Source organism: Paenibacillus sp. SAFN-117 (assembly GCF_051966115.1).
Taxonomy (GTDB): domain Bacteria; phylum Bacillota; class Bacilli; order Paenibacillales; family NBRC-103111; genus Paenibacillus_L; species Paenibacillus_L residui.
This window is the reverse complement of sequence record NZ_JBQCLK010000023.1, coordinates 1-17961: the sequence shown is the minus strand read 5'-3', so window position 1 is coordinate 17961 and position 17961 is coordinate 1. Positions and strand designations below refer to the sequence as shown.

Here is a 17961-nt window from a genome sequence, read left to right as displayed (position 1 = left end):
CTTCCGAGCAAGCCCTCCTTAAACGTTGTGCCAAATTCATTTACTACGGCCTTCCAGCGGCAAGCCTGCAATAAGGCGGCTTTTCAACCAACAACCATTTGTTCACGCCATGCTTACGCTATAGTGGGGGGAAAGCCTGCAATTCTGCATCCTTTTGGCCGTTGGACCCCGCGTCCGTAGCAAAGCCTGCGAAAATACATCTTTTTTCTCGTTCCGAGGGTGTTCGGGTGATTTTTTACTGAAATTGATGTACTATCGCAGGCTTTTCGCTGAAGTGTTCCAAATCGACTCAAAATTGATGTATAATCGCAGGAATTCGGGCCCGCTATAATGGCGTTAAAGGAGTCACCGAGGGACGGACAAGCAAGCCGTTCTCAGACAGCTAATGCTTAGTATGATTAAATATTACTATGGCTTATATTCTTCCTCTTACAATCCAACATTCTCCAATTTCCCACAAAATGGATTTTTTTCTTAATTCTAAAGTACCATTTCCGCCCAGGAATCGAATCCTAACCCTTCCCCTTGCGTATAAAATACAACCAGGCAGCGAATCACCTTTCCATGACAAGATATATTGCTATACATCTTTATACATAATACATAGATTAGGGGAGTGGTGAGATGAGAAGGGCCGTCGGCTTGGTTTTCTTTGTGGTTATCTTGGCTCTGTTGGCGGGATGCAAAGAAGGCCGTTCCTTTACCATCGACAAGGTGGATATTCGGGCGCAGCTCCTGGAAGATGGGGATCTGTACGTCGAAGAACTGTACACTTACCAATTCAAGGGAGAGTTCAACGGTACTACGCGGAAGCTCAAGAGCGGCGGTCATGATGGGGTCGAGTTTTTCGAAGCTTATCTCCCGCCTGCGAACGCGAAGCTGGGCGGCTTTTCTTATAAGGAAGCCGATCGATTGACAACGGAGCTGAGAGATAATACTTATCGGATCCATACCAAGTCGAATGACGAAATCAAGCAGGTCTACTACCGGTACCGCCTGGATCATGCCGTTTGGAAATATTCGGATACCGCCGAATTCTACTGGGCTTTCTTCGATTCGGATAATGAGACCGACTTGCATAACATGTCCGTCGAGATCATGCTGCCCCAACCGGTCGACTCGGGGGAAGTAAGCTATTTTTTGCATGATAAGACAGGAGGGCTCATTACCGGGACTTCCGGCCGTTCCATCCATTACGAGACGGAGCTGATGCCGGCCGGACAGAAGTCGGAGTTCCGCCTGTTGTTCCCTACAGAATGGCTGCCGGATTCCCCATTTACGGCAGAAGAGAACCGCAAGGAGTCCATTCTCGCCCGGGAGCAGAAGCTGCAGAGCAGATACGAGCAGCGCGGGGAAAAACTCTCCTACGCGGAAGACATAATAAAAATAGCTTCCGGCATGATTCTGCTGGGCATTCTTTATCTCGCCCTGCTGACTCCCTACAAGCTGACGGGCTTAGCCGGCAGGCATATTTCACGGGATGAGCTGGAAGCCCTCGATCCTTTGTTCGTCGCTTATATACACCGTAACGGCAAACTGATTCCAAAGGACATTACCGCCGGCCTGTTTTCCTTATACCAAAAGGGCTGGATAGAAATCAAGAAAATTCCTGCCAGTCTACATTATAGACAAGATCCGAAGGCACCGAATGAAACGTTCCGATTTACATTCATCGGCGACCAACGCCTGCTTAATGAATATGAACGGGATTTCGTCGGTTGGCTGTTTAAGAATATACCCGGAAGAAATCGTTCCTTCTCTTTGGAATCCATCTGCGGACCGTCCAAAGAGGAACGCAACAATGGCAAAGCGATGGAAGCTTACCGCAAAAGAAAGAAGAAATTCGATGAGAGATTCGAGGCCTGGAAACAAAAGGTGCTGCATCATGAACGGTTCGCTCCGTTCTTCAAGAATAATAAGGCGGTTGCATGGGTAGTGCCGATACTAACCGTCTTCCTCTATGCCATGACCCTATTTCTCTACTATGCGGAGGTAAGCTCGTGGACCGCTATGGGCTGGGCCGGCGTTATTCTTGGGGCGGCTGCCGCAGTCACTGTAGCATTATGGCGGTCGACCCGGACTTTTATGATCTACGGTGTCATATGCTTCTTTACCGTCGCCATGGTCACCTTTAGCCATGCTATATTTCTGTTTGTAGGAACGATCCTTCTGTCCATGATTCTGCGGCTGCTGCTGCCGCTGCGAGTCCCTACTTCGGAAGGTGCCCCCTACAAAGCAGCCGTGGCCAAATGGAGAAGAGCGCTGAAACGTAAAAGGTACCCCGCAGGGACAGAAGCTGCCCGGTTGGAACGGCTGATGCAGTATGCTCTTATTCTCAACATCTCCAAGCCGTTCGCCAAGCATCATGCGAGCTTCGAGAGCTACAAGGAGCTGGAGAAGGCGTTCCCTCTAATCTCCATTCCGCATAGTACAACGAAATCTTTCAATCACACCTATGATTCCTGGAGTACGTGGGGGGGCTCGTATAGCTCCGGGGGAGGCAGCAGCTCTGGAGGTGGTGGAGGCGGAGGCGATTCCGGGGGTGGGGGCGGTGCCGGCGCTTTCTAGCTTGGTTGGATGATTCACCTGTCAAAATCAGCCCCGGGAAGCAGCAGCCGAGGCCTTCTTTCCATAGGAGGTCCGGCTGCTGTTTTTATTGTGGACCATTAGATAGCGTCAAACAAGTGATCCCCATTTATTTCCTATTCCCGAGATTATCGGTTAGAAATAAGTGATTGCTGCCTTTATTGGGTCCCAATTACGGATGATGTTCTCGATACAGACCTCTTATTGGGTTCGTTCTTGGTTATGCTTTCGAAAGCAATACAAAGTGCATCGGACGGACTTTCCGCCCATTCAGATGCACGGTGCGAGCAAACAAACATCGCTTCAAGCAGCGAACCTGTTCCATAACATTCAGCCTTCGGAACGGAGTCGGGATTCCGTGATCTCCTTCAGCCTCCGCTGTACAAGATGAACGGCTATGGCATCGTCCAAATAGCCGAACGGAAAGATATAATCCGGTATAATATCGGTCGATAAAATAAAATAAAGCAGCCCGCTGCCGAGAACGGCCCGCTCCTCCGGCGACGCCTGCCCCTCTTCATAGATTCGGTACATATCGCTTAATTGATTTATGAAAGGCCCCGCCCCGCTTACCTGATCCAGCTTGGCCCGAAAATCGCTATGGATGACCTGCTGCCCTTCCTTGGTCCGGGCATATTGCTCGTATTTGTTCAGCTCCTGTTCGATCCGCTCTACCGTAAAATGCTCGTGGAACCATTGGGAAGAGGCCAGCACCTCATAAATAATCGAGACGATTTCATCGATCTGAGACGGATTTTCCTCCAGCGGCTCCCCGACCGCATAGCCTGCCGCCCGAAACAACTGCTCCGCCGGCACCTGCAAATGATCGGACAGCTTGCGCAGATGGTCCGGCTTGGCCTGCTGTTTGCCATTGATAATCCGTGAAATGGTCGCTGTATGAATACCGGTCCGTTCACTCAATTTCCGCATCGAGAGCGAACGCTCCCGCAGCAGGTCCTTCAGCAACGAGCCGAGAGGAAGCTCCCTGGAATCGACTGACATCGTCTGCTTCCCTCCTTATGGGCATAGAAATGCCATCTGTATAGACTAGTCTATACAGTCTACGAACCCCTGCCGGACAGTATGACAAAAATGGAATTTCCTTCCCGCTCGGGATCATAAAGAAAGAGAGGTAAGGCAGAGACAGGACTCGAAACAAGAGTTAACGGGGAAAAGAATCAAGGCTCCGGGGCACGACCCTCCGAAGCCTTCTTCCATTAAAATGCACCTCTAGCATAGCGACTTTTAACAAGCCTTAACGAACTACTTGGATTCTGCATCGGAGCGGTAAGTGAACAGAAACTCCGGCGCATCGGCAAAGATATCATTGATTTCCTCAACAATATCGACCCACTTTCCTCCGCGGGCCATCGTAAGTGCCAAATCGTCCGCCGTATTCTCCACATGATAGCCATCCAAAAGCTGTGCCGTCCGAGAGAAAAGCTCATGAGCGGTGCGAAGGTAATTCAATTCCTCCTCCTGCAGCGGCCCCTCGTGACTTCCTATCCTCCCCAACGCATTATTGATCTCCGTGAACCAGGCTTGTGGAGTATATTTTATCGTTCGGAACGGCTTCCCCTTGATCTCTTCCGCCCCTGCAATTAAGGCGGGGATGGCCCGATTGGAGCGGTAAGCCAAGCCTACCTGATACTTATAGCCCAGCCTCTGTTCCATCTCGTGTTCCTGAAGCAGGCTTCCGGTGGCATCGCGCAGGATTCCGGCAAACATAATCGCATCATAGTAATGCAGAATTAACTGCTTGCCCCGGTCTACTTCCGCTTGCTGACGTTCCTTCATGTTATGATTGATAAAATATAGATTCCAGGCGGCACTTGCCAGCAATAGAAGCGTCAGTACCGGTAGCATTAATTTTCTCCTTGTAGTCAAACGGATCAACTCTCATTCTTTATAAACTGCTTGCTCACATTATGAAAAAACATAGGTGTATCCGCTGCGGCCGTCAGGTTTTCAGGACAGCGGCGGAACCCCTATAGTATATACCATAAACTGGATGGCATCAATTGTTTGGCTCGAACAGTATACCCCGAGTCTCATTCGCCGAAGAACGGGACTTATACCGATTCGGAAATCTATATCCAAGGGCGTGTAACCCAAGAAGAGCTGGAGAAAATCGTTTTATCCATGATCGGCAAGAGCAAATAATACCCCCTCCCGGCTCTACCCACAGCCGCCCATGCCGGACACACAAGAGGGGTTGTCTCATAAGTTTAACTATGATTTTTCAAGCCCCACCTAGAGTTAAATTTGGCTACTGAAAAAGGACCCCGTTCCCACCCATAGTGGAACTTGAGGTCCTTTTTGCTTCATTTTTGGGATGTTCCTGTTTTATGTGACGCTTCTGGGATAGCCCCTTGCCACGGAGCCTCTATAACGGTTAATCGCCCTTCTTCGGTCCGTTGCCGTTTTTCTTCGCAACTTGAATTTGCAATCGCTCGGAAGCAACCTTCTTACCGTTCAGAGTGACCTCGGCCCATATCTCCGCCGTTCCCGTCTTCTGTGTGACGACCATTCCGTCTTCTACCCTCGCTATCTTGTAATCTGTAGTGAAGTAACGGATTTCCGCCCCCGCCAGATCGACAGGCTCGGAGGAATTGAGATAGCCTTGGATTTCCAGCGGAACGCGGTCTTTCCGTTTGATTTCCTCCTGGTCGATAGAGAGGACAACCCTTTCCAGCTCATAGGCGGGACCGTAAATCCCTGTCTCGGTAATGCTGTTCCACATATTCTGATTGTTGCCGAATCCATTGACCCGGACATAACGGGCATTCACCGGAGCAATCGGATACACCTCGTGATCCTTTGTTCTGCCTGAGCTGGAGCCGTCGAATACTTTCGTCCACTGCTCCCCGTCTGCGGAAACCTCAATGTTGAAAAAGCCGGTTCTGGTATCGCCGTTGTACCAGGCCAAGCTGACGGCCGTCACTTCGCGGATCTCTCCGAGATCATAGCTTATCCATTGCTTACCCGAGGCCGACCAGCGCGTCTCCAGATTGCCGTCTATCGTATTCTCCGGCACGTTGCCATCGTCTTCGCTTGCGGCGACCGAAGCTATCGGCCAGGAAGGACGGTCCGCAGGAATCCCGTACTGGGCCTGGCTCGTAAAGTAGATATAATAGACTCCCTCGCTTCGTACACCGGACGGGTCCGTAACGGTTATGCGAGCCATACCCGGAATTTGCTCCGCCTGCCGAACATGAACCTGATGCCCGTCCACAGATGGAACGGCATTGACGACAGGGGGCTTCTCCTGATCCGCCGGCAGTTCCATTTCATATACATATTTCTTGGATTTGAAACGGGCCACCGGCTGACCGTCGACCGTTATGCCCCCAGCCTCGGCCAACTCCCCTTCCATGACCTGCCATTGATCGAGCGGCACAACCGCCGGCGCCTGCTGCGGCAGGGGCTCTCCCGGCATGAGAGGCACCATCCAGACGCTGATCGTCGTGTTCAATACCTCCTCCATATGGATGGCCAGCTTCCGGACCCCGATATTCGGATTCTGGCCGGAAGGATTCGGAGAGGTAGGCAAGGGCTCGGCCGGCATGACGCTGAACTTCGCCTCTCCCGGGGACAAGATTTTGACCAGCAAACGCTTGTCGCCATAACTCAACACGGCCGAGGTTCCCGTATCGTCTATATCGATATTCGCCCGTGTATGCATGAACCAATACAGCTCGGAAGGCACCTTGTTCTCCACTTCATCCTGAACGAGAAACTGCCTCCGATGATCCAGAAGCGCCGTGCCTCTGCGGACGGACACTGCCTGATCCCGATAAGCGGGCGTCATATCCGTTATCGCAAACGCGCCTTGCGGGCGGTTGAATTCGCTGCGGACGATTTCGGAAACGGCCGCTTCCCTCTGATCCGCTCTGGCGGACGGCTGGATCACCAACGTGTTATGGCCTTCCGCACGCTTGCGGTAATAATTCCATCGGGCGCCGTTAACCCCGTTGTCCCAATAACCGGGAACATTATAGTCTTCACTGCCGAAGTCTTCGGCCCAACGGACACCATACGCATCGAAGACGAACGATCCGGTATCCAGGTCGCCATGCGGAGCGCCGTTCACTCCTCCCTTGAAGCCGACGAATAAGCCGTACCGGTCATTCCAGGAGCTCCGCATCGTGACGGCCTTGGGACGCCCGAAGTAGCGGTCCAGGTCGGCAGGCTCGGCCGCTCCGTATATTTCCGGGCGATACCATAACAGATCATACATTCCGGCAGCCACGTTATTCTCTGTGGCGAACCGGTGATAGCCCGTATATTCCGGCTTGTCAAACCGGTTGGCAAACCAGAGCAGCAGTCGCCCGGGCACCAATCCCGCACTATTATCGGAATAATTAAATCCTCCCGTTGACCCGGCTATATAGATCGGGAACTCGGGGGTTTCGAACAGGCCGTCCCGTTCGGCGAACCCGTAATCATGCCCGACCGCCGTCTCCAGAGCGGACAGGAAATAGACCAGGGAAATCGTACCGTACTCCCAATAAGCAGGGCCTTCGATGGCCGAGCCGTCGGGGGCATACTGGGTAAGCCCGTATTGAATCGACTTGAAAGCTTCGCGGAGAATCAGGCCGGCCAATTGTTCCTCTTCATCGGCAATGGCAAGGGCGCCCAGGGCCATTCCGCCATTGGAGACGAAGTTCCAATTGTCACGGTTATAGACCCACCAGTACGTTTTGTCGATGTACATCGGAACGGCAGGCTTCAATCCCTTGTTGACGATCGCCTGGCGCACCGTCGCCCGCTGCTCCTCGCTCAAATAGCTGTACAGCCAATCATAGCCAAGCGCAATTCCGTGCGTCATCGTCGCGGTGTCGAGGAAATGCTGCGGACTCCAATCCGGATAGGCATCGGAGGCAGCATATTCCAATTCCACCCAGGCTCGTTCCGCATATTTGGAATCCTGTGTGATCTGGTAAACGAAGGCCAAGGTAGCCACACGCTTCGCAGCCGTAGAATCCAGCCTCAAACCGTCCGGCTTCCGATACACCGCCGGGGGCTGGGGCAATATGCTGTCGGCTTCCTTCCGCACCCCTTCAAACCAGGAAGCCGCCCTATCATCCGAGGATACCAGATTCCGAATCCGTTCGAAGTCGCTCGCTTCAGCCAACAGCCTCGGATGCTGATTGCCCGGATTGCTTGCCTTGATCTCCGCTATGATCTCCTCTGCCGTCGGGGCCGTGTACAGACGGACGATCGTCCGGCCGGTTCCGCCATGCGGGTCGGAGGCCGTTACCGTGAAGGAATCGGCACCGACGTATTCCGCATTCGGGGTATACGTCCATTTTCCGCTCTCCTCCATCGATAACCGGCCGTGCTGCGGCTGCTGCTCCACCGTGAAGACCAGCGGGTCGCCGTCCGGATCGGACGCCGCTATCTGCCCGGAGACAGGTGTGTTCTTATCCGTAGGCTGAATACCTTCCTCCAGAACGGGCGCATGGTTGACCGGATGCACAAGGACCGTCACCTTGGAAACGGCAAAGGAACCCCTGCCATCCTCTACGGCCACCAAAAAGCTGTCGGTACCCGTGAAGGAATCGTTCGGATAATAAGACCAATGGCCGTCGGCCTGGACATAGACCACACCTTGTGCGGCGTCCATCGCCTTCCAATAGACAAGCGGAAGCCCCTGTTCCGACACGCCCTCTATCCGGCCGCTTGCGTATTCGTTCTTGTTAACATCTGCCGAGTAATCGAACACCGCAATCCCCCTCTGATTCCCGACCAGAACTACACAAGAAGCGGTATGCCCCCCGTCTGCGGTTACTGCCTTAATGACGGCAATCCCTTCGGAGTGCGCCGTGACCATTCCCTCCTCCACAGATGCCACGTCGGAATTGGAGCTGTTCCATTCCACGGCGGGATTAGAAGCATTAGGAGGAGTCAAGTAGACATTCACGGTGACCGATTGCCCTATTTGAAGCGAAACCTGCTCTTGATCCAAACGGATTCCCTCCACAGAGTGCCAAGGCACCATCCGTATGTCGTCAAACCAAACCTTGCCGGTGCCCGTCTCCAGAAAATTCTCGATTTTCACTGCGGAAACAGCAGCGTTGTCCGGGATTTGAACGACGCGTTCCAGCAAGGTCCAATCGTTCGTTCCTCGCAGCGTATCCAAATAGACGAGATCGCCCACCCTTTTCCCGCCGGAATCGGTAAATTGCAGCCTCGTCACTCCGCCGCCGGTCGCTTCTTCTGTCTTTATCCAGAGCTGCAGCTTTACAGCTCGTCCGATATGCTCGGGCTTCAAAGGCACACTCTGAACGACGGCCGCTCTAGACGGCTGTTCCGCGGAGATTCTGAGCGAAGTTTGCCCGGAATGATAAACTTCATTGTCTGCCTGAATGGAAGGAGAACCGCTGGCTATCCAATTAGACCAATTAATGAAGCCGCCCTTATCATCCCTTTTCTCGAAATCGCCGTTCATCACCATCTCCTCACCGATCGGCCCGGATTCCACCCCGATCAGCAGGGCATCGTCAAACCATGCCGTCCCGGTGCCGGTTTCCAGGAAATTTTCAATTTTGACGCCGGCCACTGCACTATCCTTGGGAACGAAAATGGTTCCTTCGATTTGAATCCAATCCGCCGTTCCCTGAACCTTCTTCAGTTCAATCAGGTCGCCTGTGCGCCCTCCGTTCTGATTAATGAGAAACATCCGGTTGAATGCCCCGCTGCCTGTCACGTTTTCCGTTTTGATCCATTGCGAAAATTTAAAATGACGTCCTTTCAATTCGTCCGGAATAAGGACATTTTGATATAAACTGGCCCGGCTGGGCTCTGCGGCATGTATTCGGAACGATCGGTTACCCTCCTTCGCTATCGTATCGTCCACTGTAAACTCCGGGTTTCCACTGAAGCGATAAGGCGTCCAACCTGCGGGGATCCCGCCGCTCTCTACCTCATACCCTCCATTCTGCAATAAATTGTCCGGCTCCGGGGATTCCGCATAAACTAACTGTCCCCATCCGGCAAACAGGGTTCCCACCAGCAATGTAAGCGTTAGCAAAACTGCCGTTCCGGAAAACCATTTCCTTGGAATCAAACATACCATCTCCTTTATTTAGGTAGTCGACTCCATAGTAAATGATTGTATATCCGTTGATAACTATACATATTCAAGATAGCCTATCCACATTTAAGATTTATCTATCCCATAGAGGCTGTCGATTCATTGTGGGAAAGGTGTACAACAGGATGTTGTACTAGTGAAAAGTCCAACAGCGAAAACATAACGGACCTGGGAGACCCTATTTCGTCAAAATAGGCGATTTTTTTAGACTAACGGACACCGTTGCGCTTATTTCATTGAAATCCTCATACTTTCGCCTGCATTTCTTGGGAATAAGGTCATCTGGTTCCGTTAAAATTTCCGAAAGGACCTTGTGGAGCAATTAAGGTCTCCGGGGTCCGTTATAACCAAACCGTGTAGGTTTTCGCATGATCTTTGGTTGTACACCTTTATTCGACAGCCTCCCATAATCTCATAGCCGCATTGTTCTATGCTTCCTTATGCGGTACGGCCGTACCCTCCCCCTCCGAATAGCGTTTCATCAGCTTGGCTTGATGGGCCGACGCAATCTCCTCCAGGGAAACGTCGTACAGGTTGGCGAGCAGAATGATATTGCCCAGCACGTCTCCCAGTTCCTCCACAAGCTCCTGCTCCAGCTCCGGCAAAGGCCGGTCCGTTTCGTCCGGACGGTCCCTTCCTATTTCCAAGGCGCGAACCGCTCTGGCGACCTCCCCCGTCTCCTCCATCAGAAAGCCGACCCGGATAAATGGACCGTATTCGGACCAGCCCCTCTGCCTGTAAAACTGCCGCACCCATCTCTGGAATTCCTCTAGCTCCATATCGTTCTCCTTGTCATTTCCTTGTCATATGAAAAAGTTTATACTAACATATTGTATGTCACTGACAATATAGATACAAGATATAGTATATTTGGAGGGAAACTTATGAAAAGAGTATGCGTCTATGCCGGTTCCAACCCGGGGAATGACCCGGCTTACGAGCAAGCCGCCGTTCAGTTGGGCGTCAAGCTGGCGGAGAAAGGCTTGGAACTCGTGTATGGCGGTTCCTCGGTCGGTTTGATGGGACGAATCGCCAATTCGGTGCTGAATCAAGGGGGAGGAGCCATCGGTGTCATGCCAAAGGGCCTGTTCCGCGGAGAGGTGGTCCATACCGGCTTGACCCAGCTATATGAAGTTAACGGAATGCATGAGCGGAAGGCCAAGATGATGGAATTGTCCGATGCTTTCATCGCTCTGCCGGGAGGCTACGGCACCTTGGAGGAAGTATTCGAGGTCGTAAGCTGGGGGCAGCTCGGCATTCACAGCAAGCCGCTTGGACTGTTGAATATTAAAGGTTATTATCAGCCTCTGGTAGATATGGTCGACAACGGCGTCAAAGCCGGCTTTATTCCCGCTGCCCAATCCCGGCTTCTGATTGTGGAAGAGGACCCGGATATTCTTCTGGACCGCTTGGCCTCCTATGAGCCGCCTGAAGGTGTGAACAAGTGGAGTGAGCTGCCCCCGGCTTAAGGCTTCCGGGCATTATGATTTCAACTCAGAAGAAACCTGTCCAACTGATTGAGTTTCCAAAAGTGAATCATCAGATCACGCTGAGCATGATCCACAAGATCAATGAATTTCTTGATAACCCCTCACTGCCACTCTAAAGAATACAAAAAACAAACCGGCCTCCGCGATTATGGCAGCCGGTTTTTTCACCATACAATACAAAGAAAGTCTATGTCCTACTATTGTTCGTCGCTGCTACTCTACTTATCACTGAATCCTTTGCCGATCACCGTTTTTTTGTCCAAATCGACATATACGACGAAATTTCCGACGGAAGGAGTCTCCGTATGATTAAAAGTAACGGAGTACACTTCTTTACCGGAATAGCTGCTGCCCAACAAGGTAGCCAAGTCTTCATTAACCGTCACTTTCTCCACTACCGAATCCTTCGGGCTCACGGGAATGAGCTGTTCTTCCTCCTCCGTCAAACTGCTATAGGCCACCATTTCGATCGGCCGCTCCATACTTTGAGATTGAAATGCACATCCGATTAAAGCCATCGCCGAAAGAAGCAGCACTGGAATCCATCTCAGCCTCTTCAACATATTCGACCTATCCCTTCCTTTCCAATAGACCATCGCAGTTAACCGTCGAGGGCTTCCCGTCTTCGGGCCGCCGCATGGTTTGATCCCGTTCAATTCAAATTCTGCAGAAAGACAGCCGCATTCCAGTACCTTCTGGCCAAAGACTGAAAATAGGAGGTTTGCACGGAAATCGTCGCTATAAAGATCATATGACTGACCGCCTCCCGCTGCTCTTCTTCCAATCCCGTCAGTGTCGAGGCGAATTGATCCGCTCTATGCTTGATCAGATTTTCCAGCATATGATCCTGGTTCCGCATCCCGCTCTCATGCCCGGACAGATCCAGCACCTGATCGTTGTTGGCGTCCAAATCTTCGAATATGGAAGAATAAGCGGAGTAAAGCTGCAGGGGGCGGATCAAATCATCGGCCTCGATATGCGGGTCGTTGAATACCAGGGCCAGCAGCTTGCGGATCGATTCAAAATCGAGAGCAGCCTTTAAATCTTCGATAATAAACAGAATAGCGGTTTGGTCGATCGAATACTTCTTTCCGAGCCGGGGAGAGCCGATCCAGTCTTTAAAGTCGCGTTTCACCCAATTTTGCACGGAAGTAACGGAGAAATGAGTGTATTCAATCTGATTCCCCATGGCAACAATATCCGTAAGGGAGAAGCCTTCTCCTCTTTGTTTCATTTTAATCATTTTCTCAAAAATCGGAGGCAGTGAGGTCGACATAAACGCCCCCAGCGATTTACCGTCCCTAATGTCGATTTGATGGGCTCTGGACCACGCTTCCCGCAGTACAGCCAGAGGGGTTTTATCGATTTGGCCGGCCAGCGAGAGCAAGAGACCCGCCATCTGCTTGCGGGTTAATTGAAACATCTGCATTGTGTTCTCCCCCTCACATTTCAAGTTCATACGAACTTATAATAAGACCTGTCGAAAAGAATGTCAAAGCGCTAGAAAATAAAAGTGCGGGCTCAGTACATAAGTTTAATGCAAGCATTCTGTCCTATTCGGCACAATATGAACCAAAATGAGCTTTGCAAATTGCCGGGAAAGTTCATATTATAGGTTCATAAGAACTTGTATTTGGAAAGCTCACAAAAAATGAACTCAGGAGATGGAAATGATCGCTTTTAACTTAGTTTTGGTTGCTATTCTTATTATCGCAACGGCCTTCTTCGTCGCTACCGAATTTGCCATCGTCAAAATCCGCCCCAGTCTGGTTGATCAAATGGTGCAGGAAAAACGCAAGAACGCCCTCGCCGTCAAGAAAGTCATTCAAAATCTGGACGGCTATCTCTCCGCCTGCCAGCTCGGGATTACGATTACGGCCCTCGGCCTCGGCTGGCTTGGGGAACCGACGGTCGAACGGCTGCTGGATCCTCTGCTCGCTCCGTTGAATTGGCCGGGTGAGGCTGTTTCCTTCGTCTCGTTCATTATCGCCTTTATCTCGGTTACTTATTTGCACGTGGTGCTCGGCGAATTAGCCCCTAAGACCGTCGCTATCCAGAAAGCCGAGTGGATCAGTCTGGTGACTGCCCGTCCCATTATTTTCTTCTATAAAATCATGTATCCCTTCATCTGGCTGCTGAACGGATCGGCCAACGGCATTGTCCGCTTGTTCGGCATGAAGCCGGCCAAAGAGCACGAAGAAGCTCACTCCGAGGAAGAGCTGCGGATTATTCTGACGGAAAGCTATGAAGGCGGAAAAATTAATAAAACCGAGTACGGATATGTAGAGCGGATTTTCGCTTTCGACGATCTGCTGGCCAAGGAAATTATGGTCCCCCGCACGGATATGGTTTGCTTGAGTCTGGATAAACCGCTGGAGGAAAATCTTCGCATCATTAAAGAAGAGCAGTATACCCGTTTTCCCGTCATGAAAGAGAACAAGGACTATATCGTGGGAATGATCAATACCAAGCGCTTCTTCCTGTCCCGCGATGACCAGCCCGACCTGGCGCTGGAGGATATGCTTCAGCCGGTCATTACCGTTTCCGAAGCGATGCCGATCAAGCATCTGCTCAAGAAGATGCAGAAGGAACGGGCTCATATGGCAGTTCTGGCCGATGAATACGGCGGAACGTCCGGGATGATTACGATTGAAGATATTCTGGAAGAGATTGTCGGAGACATTCGTGACGAGTTCGATGCGGATGAAAAGACGGAGATCGAAAGAATCGATGACCATCATCTGATCGTGGACGGCAAAGTGACGATTACTCATATTAATGACCTGCTAAATACAGAGATCGAAACCGAAAATCTGGACACGATCGGCGGCTGGCTCTACGGGCAGAATACAGAGTTAAAAAAGGGCGAGGAGTGGAGATATCACAATTTGACCTTCATTATCCGGGAAAAGGAAAAGCACCGGATTCGCAAGGTGGAAATTATTAAGCATCCGGAGGAGGCTCCCGATAAGGAGGAAATAACGGAGCAGGATTAATCGGCGGATGGAGCATAACGGCATTTGGATTTCCGGGCTTTCCCTCTTCTTCCAATGAAGAACAGGGGGCCTTTTTTTGTTATGTTAAGAGCAGGCGACTTTGGTATTATTAGAAGATACAACATTCGCATAGGTCTCACTCTTATAAATACAAAGGATGGAATTTAGCAATGAGTTTTCAATTGACAGATCGGATTATCAAGCTGCTGTGCGGCCGGACCTCTTATGATAGAGGGGCGGCTTACCATCGCGGTAAGAGAGTAACCTTCACCCGATACGATTCCGAAGCATCCATATACGAAGCTGTGGTCACAGGAAGCAAACATTACGAGGTTTCCGTTGAAGTGGACGGGAACGGGGATGTGGATGCGGAATGCACCTGTCCCGCGTTTCATACCTATGACAACTACTGCAAGCATATTGCCGCCGTGCTGTTTTCCATCCAGGAGAAGGAGTATTCCGGACAAGCGCCGGAGCGCATATTTCCCTCCCTGCTGCATCTGGCGGATTCTTCGTCGGAGGACACCGGGATGCTGTCCCCGCGATTTTCTGCTACTGCCGGCATGCCTTTGGGAAGCTCGGCAGGGGATCTTCAATTGACCCGCGGCCTGTTGAAGCTTTTTGGCGATACGCCCACCCGTCCCAGCGGGACCAGAACGATGTTTGACAGCAGGGAGCCGCTGAATGTTCAATTTATTTGCAAGCCGGTTTCTTATGGCTTCCGGAAGAGCTTGTTCGCCATAGAAATGAAGGTAGGCATCCAGCGGCCGTATATCGTGCAGAAAATCAAGATGTTTCTGGAGCGAATCGACCGGGGGGAAGCCCAGGAATTCTCCAGGCTGTTCACATACGACCCGCAGGTCCACCGCTTTCTGCCGGAAGACGACGCCATCATTCAGCAGTTAATTCAGATCACGCGTAACGAAACGATTTATCTCGAATCCGCGAATGCCTACTCCTTTTCATATGGAGGCAAGGACAAAGACCGGCTTCTTATGATTCCTCCCCTCGCTTGGGAAGCCCTTCTTCCCCTGCTGGCCAAAGCTCCGGCGCTGCAGCTCCAGCAAGGAATGGAAACCTACGAAGGAATCGGCTTATCCGATGAGCCCCTTCCTCTTCATTTTGAGTTCGGTCAGGCGCAGGAGGAAGGTTATCATCTGGAGATTCGGGGCCTGGATGAAATGACCATCCTGGAACCATACGGAATGATCCTCACCGCAGGCAAGCTGCAGAAGCTGCCGGCGGAGTCTTGCAGACGTCTTGCGGAGCTGAAACAGATGCTTGAGGCTTACCGCAAGCAAGAAATTCGAATCCCGTCCGAGCAAATGGAACCGTTGATGGAGAAGGTCGTCCCCAGCTTGATTAAGCTCGGCAGTGTCCGCATCGCGCAAGCCGTGTCCGACCGTATTGTCCAAGCCCCGCTCAAGGCCAAGCTGTATCTGGACCGGGTGAAGGACCGGCTGCTCGCCGGCCTGGAGTTTCACTATGGAAATATAGTGATCCATCCCTTGGAAGGAGATGGCCGGGAACACAGCTCCGATCGGATTCTCATACGTGACGGCGAACGGGAACGGCGCATTCTGGAGCTGATGGAGCAGAGCGACTTCGCCAGGACGGAAGGCGGATATTTCCTGGATGATGAAGAAGCGGAATATGAATTTCTATACCATGTCGTTCCCCGGTTGGAGGAGTTGGCCGAGGTGTATGCCACCACAGCCGTCAAGGTACGGCTGTTCACCGGACATGCCTCCCCGAAAGTGACGGTGGATGTGGATGAACGGACGGATTGGCTGGAATTCCGCTTCGATATCGCGGGGATTCCGGAGTCGGAGATCGGCCAATTGCTGAAATCTCTCGAGGAGAAGCGCAAATATTACCGGCTCCCGAACGGAGCGTTAATGCCGCTGGAAACTGCGGAGTTCCAGGAAATCAGCCGCTTCATAGGGGAAGTGGGCATTCGCAAGGGAGAGCGGAAGGAAGCGACAATCCGCGTTCCGGTCGTCCGCGGGCTCTCGCTGATCGACTCCGATCGTTCCGGAAATGCCGTCAAGCTGGGCAGAGCCTTCCGCCAGCTTCTGGACAATATGCGCAATCCGGACCAACTGGAATTCCCGGTTCCCGACAGTCTCGCCCCGGTCCTGCGGGATTACCAGAAGTATGGATTCCAATGGATGCGAACGCTGGCGCATTACCGGTTCGGCGGCATTCTGGCAGACGATATGGGACTGGGCAAAACGCTGCAAAGCATCGCCTTCCTCGTCTCTATGCTGCCCGAGATCAGGGACAGGAAGCAGCCGGCGCTTATCGTCTCCCCGGCTTCCCTCGTCTATAATTGGCAGAATGAGCTGAAGAAGTTCGCGCCGGAGATACGGGCGGCCATTGCCGACGGGAGCCAGGCGGATCGCAGCGATATAGTGATGCAGGCGGCCCAATTGGACGTCATCATCACCTCCTATCCTCTGCTTCGCAGGGATATCGGGGAATATGCCGGCCATTCGTTCCACACCCTCATCCTGGACGAGGCCCAGGCCTTCAAGAACCATGCCACCCAGACGGCGCAGGCGGTGAGGCAGCTTCAGGCCCGGTATCGCTTTGCTCTCACCGGCACCCCGGTCGAGAACAGGCTGGAGGAGCTGTGGTCGATCTTCGAAGCGGTCTTCCCCGGGCTGTTCCCTGGCCGCAAGGCCTTCAACGAGCTGTCCAGGGAAGTGGTAGCCAGGCGGACACGGCCGTTTCTGCTGCGCCGGTTGAAGGCCGATGTGCTCAAGGAGCTGCCGGATAAGATCGAGTCGCTGCAGGCCTCCGAGCTGCTGCCGGAGCAGAAGAAGCTGTATTTGGCCTATCTGGCCAAACTGCAGCAGGAGACGTTGAAGCATCTGAACGAGGACGATCTCCGGAAGAATCGGCTCAAAATTTTGGCCGGCTTGACCCGGCTTCGCCAGTTATGCTGCCATCCCGCCTTGTTTGTCGAAGGCTACGGCGGAAGCTCGGCCAAATTCGAGCAGTTGATGGACATTGTGGAGGATTGCCGGAGTGCGGGAAGGCGAATGCTGATCTTCTCCCAATTTACCGAAATGCTCGCTCTGATCGGTCAGGAACTGGGGAGCCGGGGAGTGCCTTTCTTCTACCTGGACGGCAAAACTCCCGCTTCCGAGCGGGTTGAGCTGTGCAGCCGGTTTAACGAAGGGGAGAAGGACTTGTTCCTCATCTCCTTAAAAGCGGGCGGCACCGGATTGAACCTGACCGGGGCGGACACCGTCATCCTCTATGATCTGTGGTGGAACCCCGCCGTAGAGGAGCAGGCCGCCGACCGTGCGCACCGCATCGGGCAGAAGAAGGTGGTGCAGGTTATCCGCCTCGTCGCCCAGGGCACAGTAGAGGACAAAATGTACGAGCTGCAGCAGAAGAAGAAGCATCTGATCGATGAAGTCATTCAGCCCGGCCAGGAAGCTCTGTCCTCCTTGACGGAGCAGGACATCCGGGAAATTTTGATGATAGGCTGAACCCTACCATTGATGGGAAACGACAAACGACGGACGTTGAGAGTTGAATCGTCCGTCGTTTGTCGTTTCTGGAAAAAAACGCGGAGTGCCCTATTCTAGAGCGATAGTGCAGGTCTTTTTGGAGAAAAAGCCACGCAATGCCCTATTCTAGAGCAATAATGCAGGTCTTTTTTGAGAAAAGCCTCGAAGTACCTGATTCTAGAGCGATAGCGGCTAGGCCCCCTAATTCCGGAGTCCGCACCATAAAAAAATAACCATGTATACAATTCCTCTCTTTTGGGAGGTTT

At 52.2% G+C, this 17961-nt stretch carries 11 protein-coding genes; 5 read left to right on the top strand and 6 right to left on the bottom strand.

From position 1 onward, the window contains the following. The first annotated feature begins 624 nt into the window (after positions 1-624). Complete coding sequence (locus tag ACTHRH_RS15650; RefSeq protein WP_440416429.1) at positions 625-2568, top strand: DUF2207 domain-containing protein; 1944 nt, start codon at positions 625-627, stop codon at positions 2566-2568. A 348-nt stretch (positions 2569-2916) separates the two neighbouring features. Here the strand turns inward: ACTHRH_RS15650 and ACTHRH_RS15645 are convergent, their stop codons facing one another. Both ACTHRH_RS15645 and ACTHRH_RS15640 read right to left on the bottom strand, forming a co-directional pair. After that, positions 2917-3588, bottom strand: a complete 672-nt coding sequence (locus tag ACTHRH_RS15645) for a helix-turn-helix domain-containing protein (protein WP_144935472.1) — start codon at positions 3586-3588, stop codon at positions 2917-2919. Positions 3589-3849: 261 nt separating this feature from the next. Then, complete coding sequence (locus ACTHRH_RS15640; protein ID WP_379285495.1) at positions 3850-4452, bottom strand: hypothetical protein; 603 nt, start codon at positions 4450-4452, stop codon at positions 3850-3852. A 159-nt stretch (positions 4453-4611) separates the two neighbouring features. Between ACTHRH_RS15640 and ACTHRH_RS15635 the strand changes: the two genes are divergently transcribed. Beyond that, entirely contained in the window at positions 4612-4749 is a 138-nt protein-coding gene (locus tag ACTHRH_RS15635) for a hypothetical protein (RefSeq protein ID WP_379285493.1), read from the top strand. Positions 4750-4981: 232 nt separating this feature from the next. Here the strand turns inward: ACTHRH_RS15635 and ACTHRH_RS15630 are convergent, their stop codons facing one another. Next, complete coding sequence (locus ACTHRH_RS15630; protein WP_440416426.1) at positions 4982-9658, bottom strand: Ig-like domain-containing protein; 4677 nt, start codon at positions 9656-9658, stop codon at positions 4982-4984. Between the two features lie 455 nt (positions 9659-10113). Then, positions 10114-10464, bottom strand: coding sequence for a MazG nucleotide pyrophosphohydrolase domain-containing protein (locus ACTHRH_RS15625; RefSeq protein ID WP_144935481.1), 351 nt, complete (start codon positions 10462-10464; stop codon positions 10114-10116). 105 nt (positions 10465-10569) lie between these two features. Between ACTHRH_RS15625 and ACTHRH_RS15620 the strand changes: the two genes are divergently transcribed. Further along, complete coding sequence (locus tag ACTHRH_RS15620) at positions 10570-11154, top strand: TIGR00730 family Rossman fold protein (protein ID WP_379285487.1); 585 nt, start codon at positions 10570-10572, stop codon at positions 11152-11154. 239 nt (positions 11155-11393) lie between these two features. Here the strand turns inward: ACTHRH_RS15620 and ACTHRH_RS15615 are convergent, their stop codons facing one another. Together ACTHRH_RS15615 and ACTHRH_RS15610 are read right to left on the bottom strand one after the other, a co-directional pair. Next, positions 11394-11738, bottom strand: a complete 345-nt coding sequence (locus tag ACTHRH_RS15615) for a hypothetical protein (protein WP_440416423.1) — start codon at positions 11736-11738, stop codon at positions 11394-11396. An 89-nt stretch (positions 11739-11827) separates the two neighbouring features. Continuing rightward, a complete protein-coding gene (locus ACTHRH_RS15610; RefSeq protein ID WP_379285483.1) occupies positions 11828-12604 on the bottom strand; it encodes a DUF1836 domain-containing protein in 777 nt (258 codons plus the stop codon). 241 nt (positions 12605-12845) lie between these two features. Between ACTHRH_RS15610 and ACTHRH_RS15605 the strand changes: the two genes are divergently transcribed. Continuing rightward, positions 12846-14171 carry a hemolysin family protein gene (locus ACTHRH_RS15605; protein ID WP_379285481.1) on the top strand — a complete coding sequence of 442 codons (1326 nt, stop codon included), beginning with the start codon at positions 12846-12848 and terminating at the stop codon, positions 14169-14171. A gap of 170 nt (positions 14172-14341) precedes the next feature. Beyond that, the gene (locus ACTHRH_RS15600) at positions 14342-17674 is read left to right on the top strand and encodes a DEAD/DEAH box helicase (RefSeq protein WP_440416421.1); all 3333 of its coding nucleotides are present in this window, start codon (positions 14342-14344) and stop codon (positions 17672-17674) included. The last annotated feature ends 287 nt before the right edge of the window (positions 17675-17961 follow it).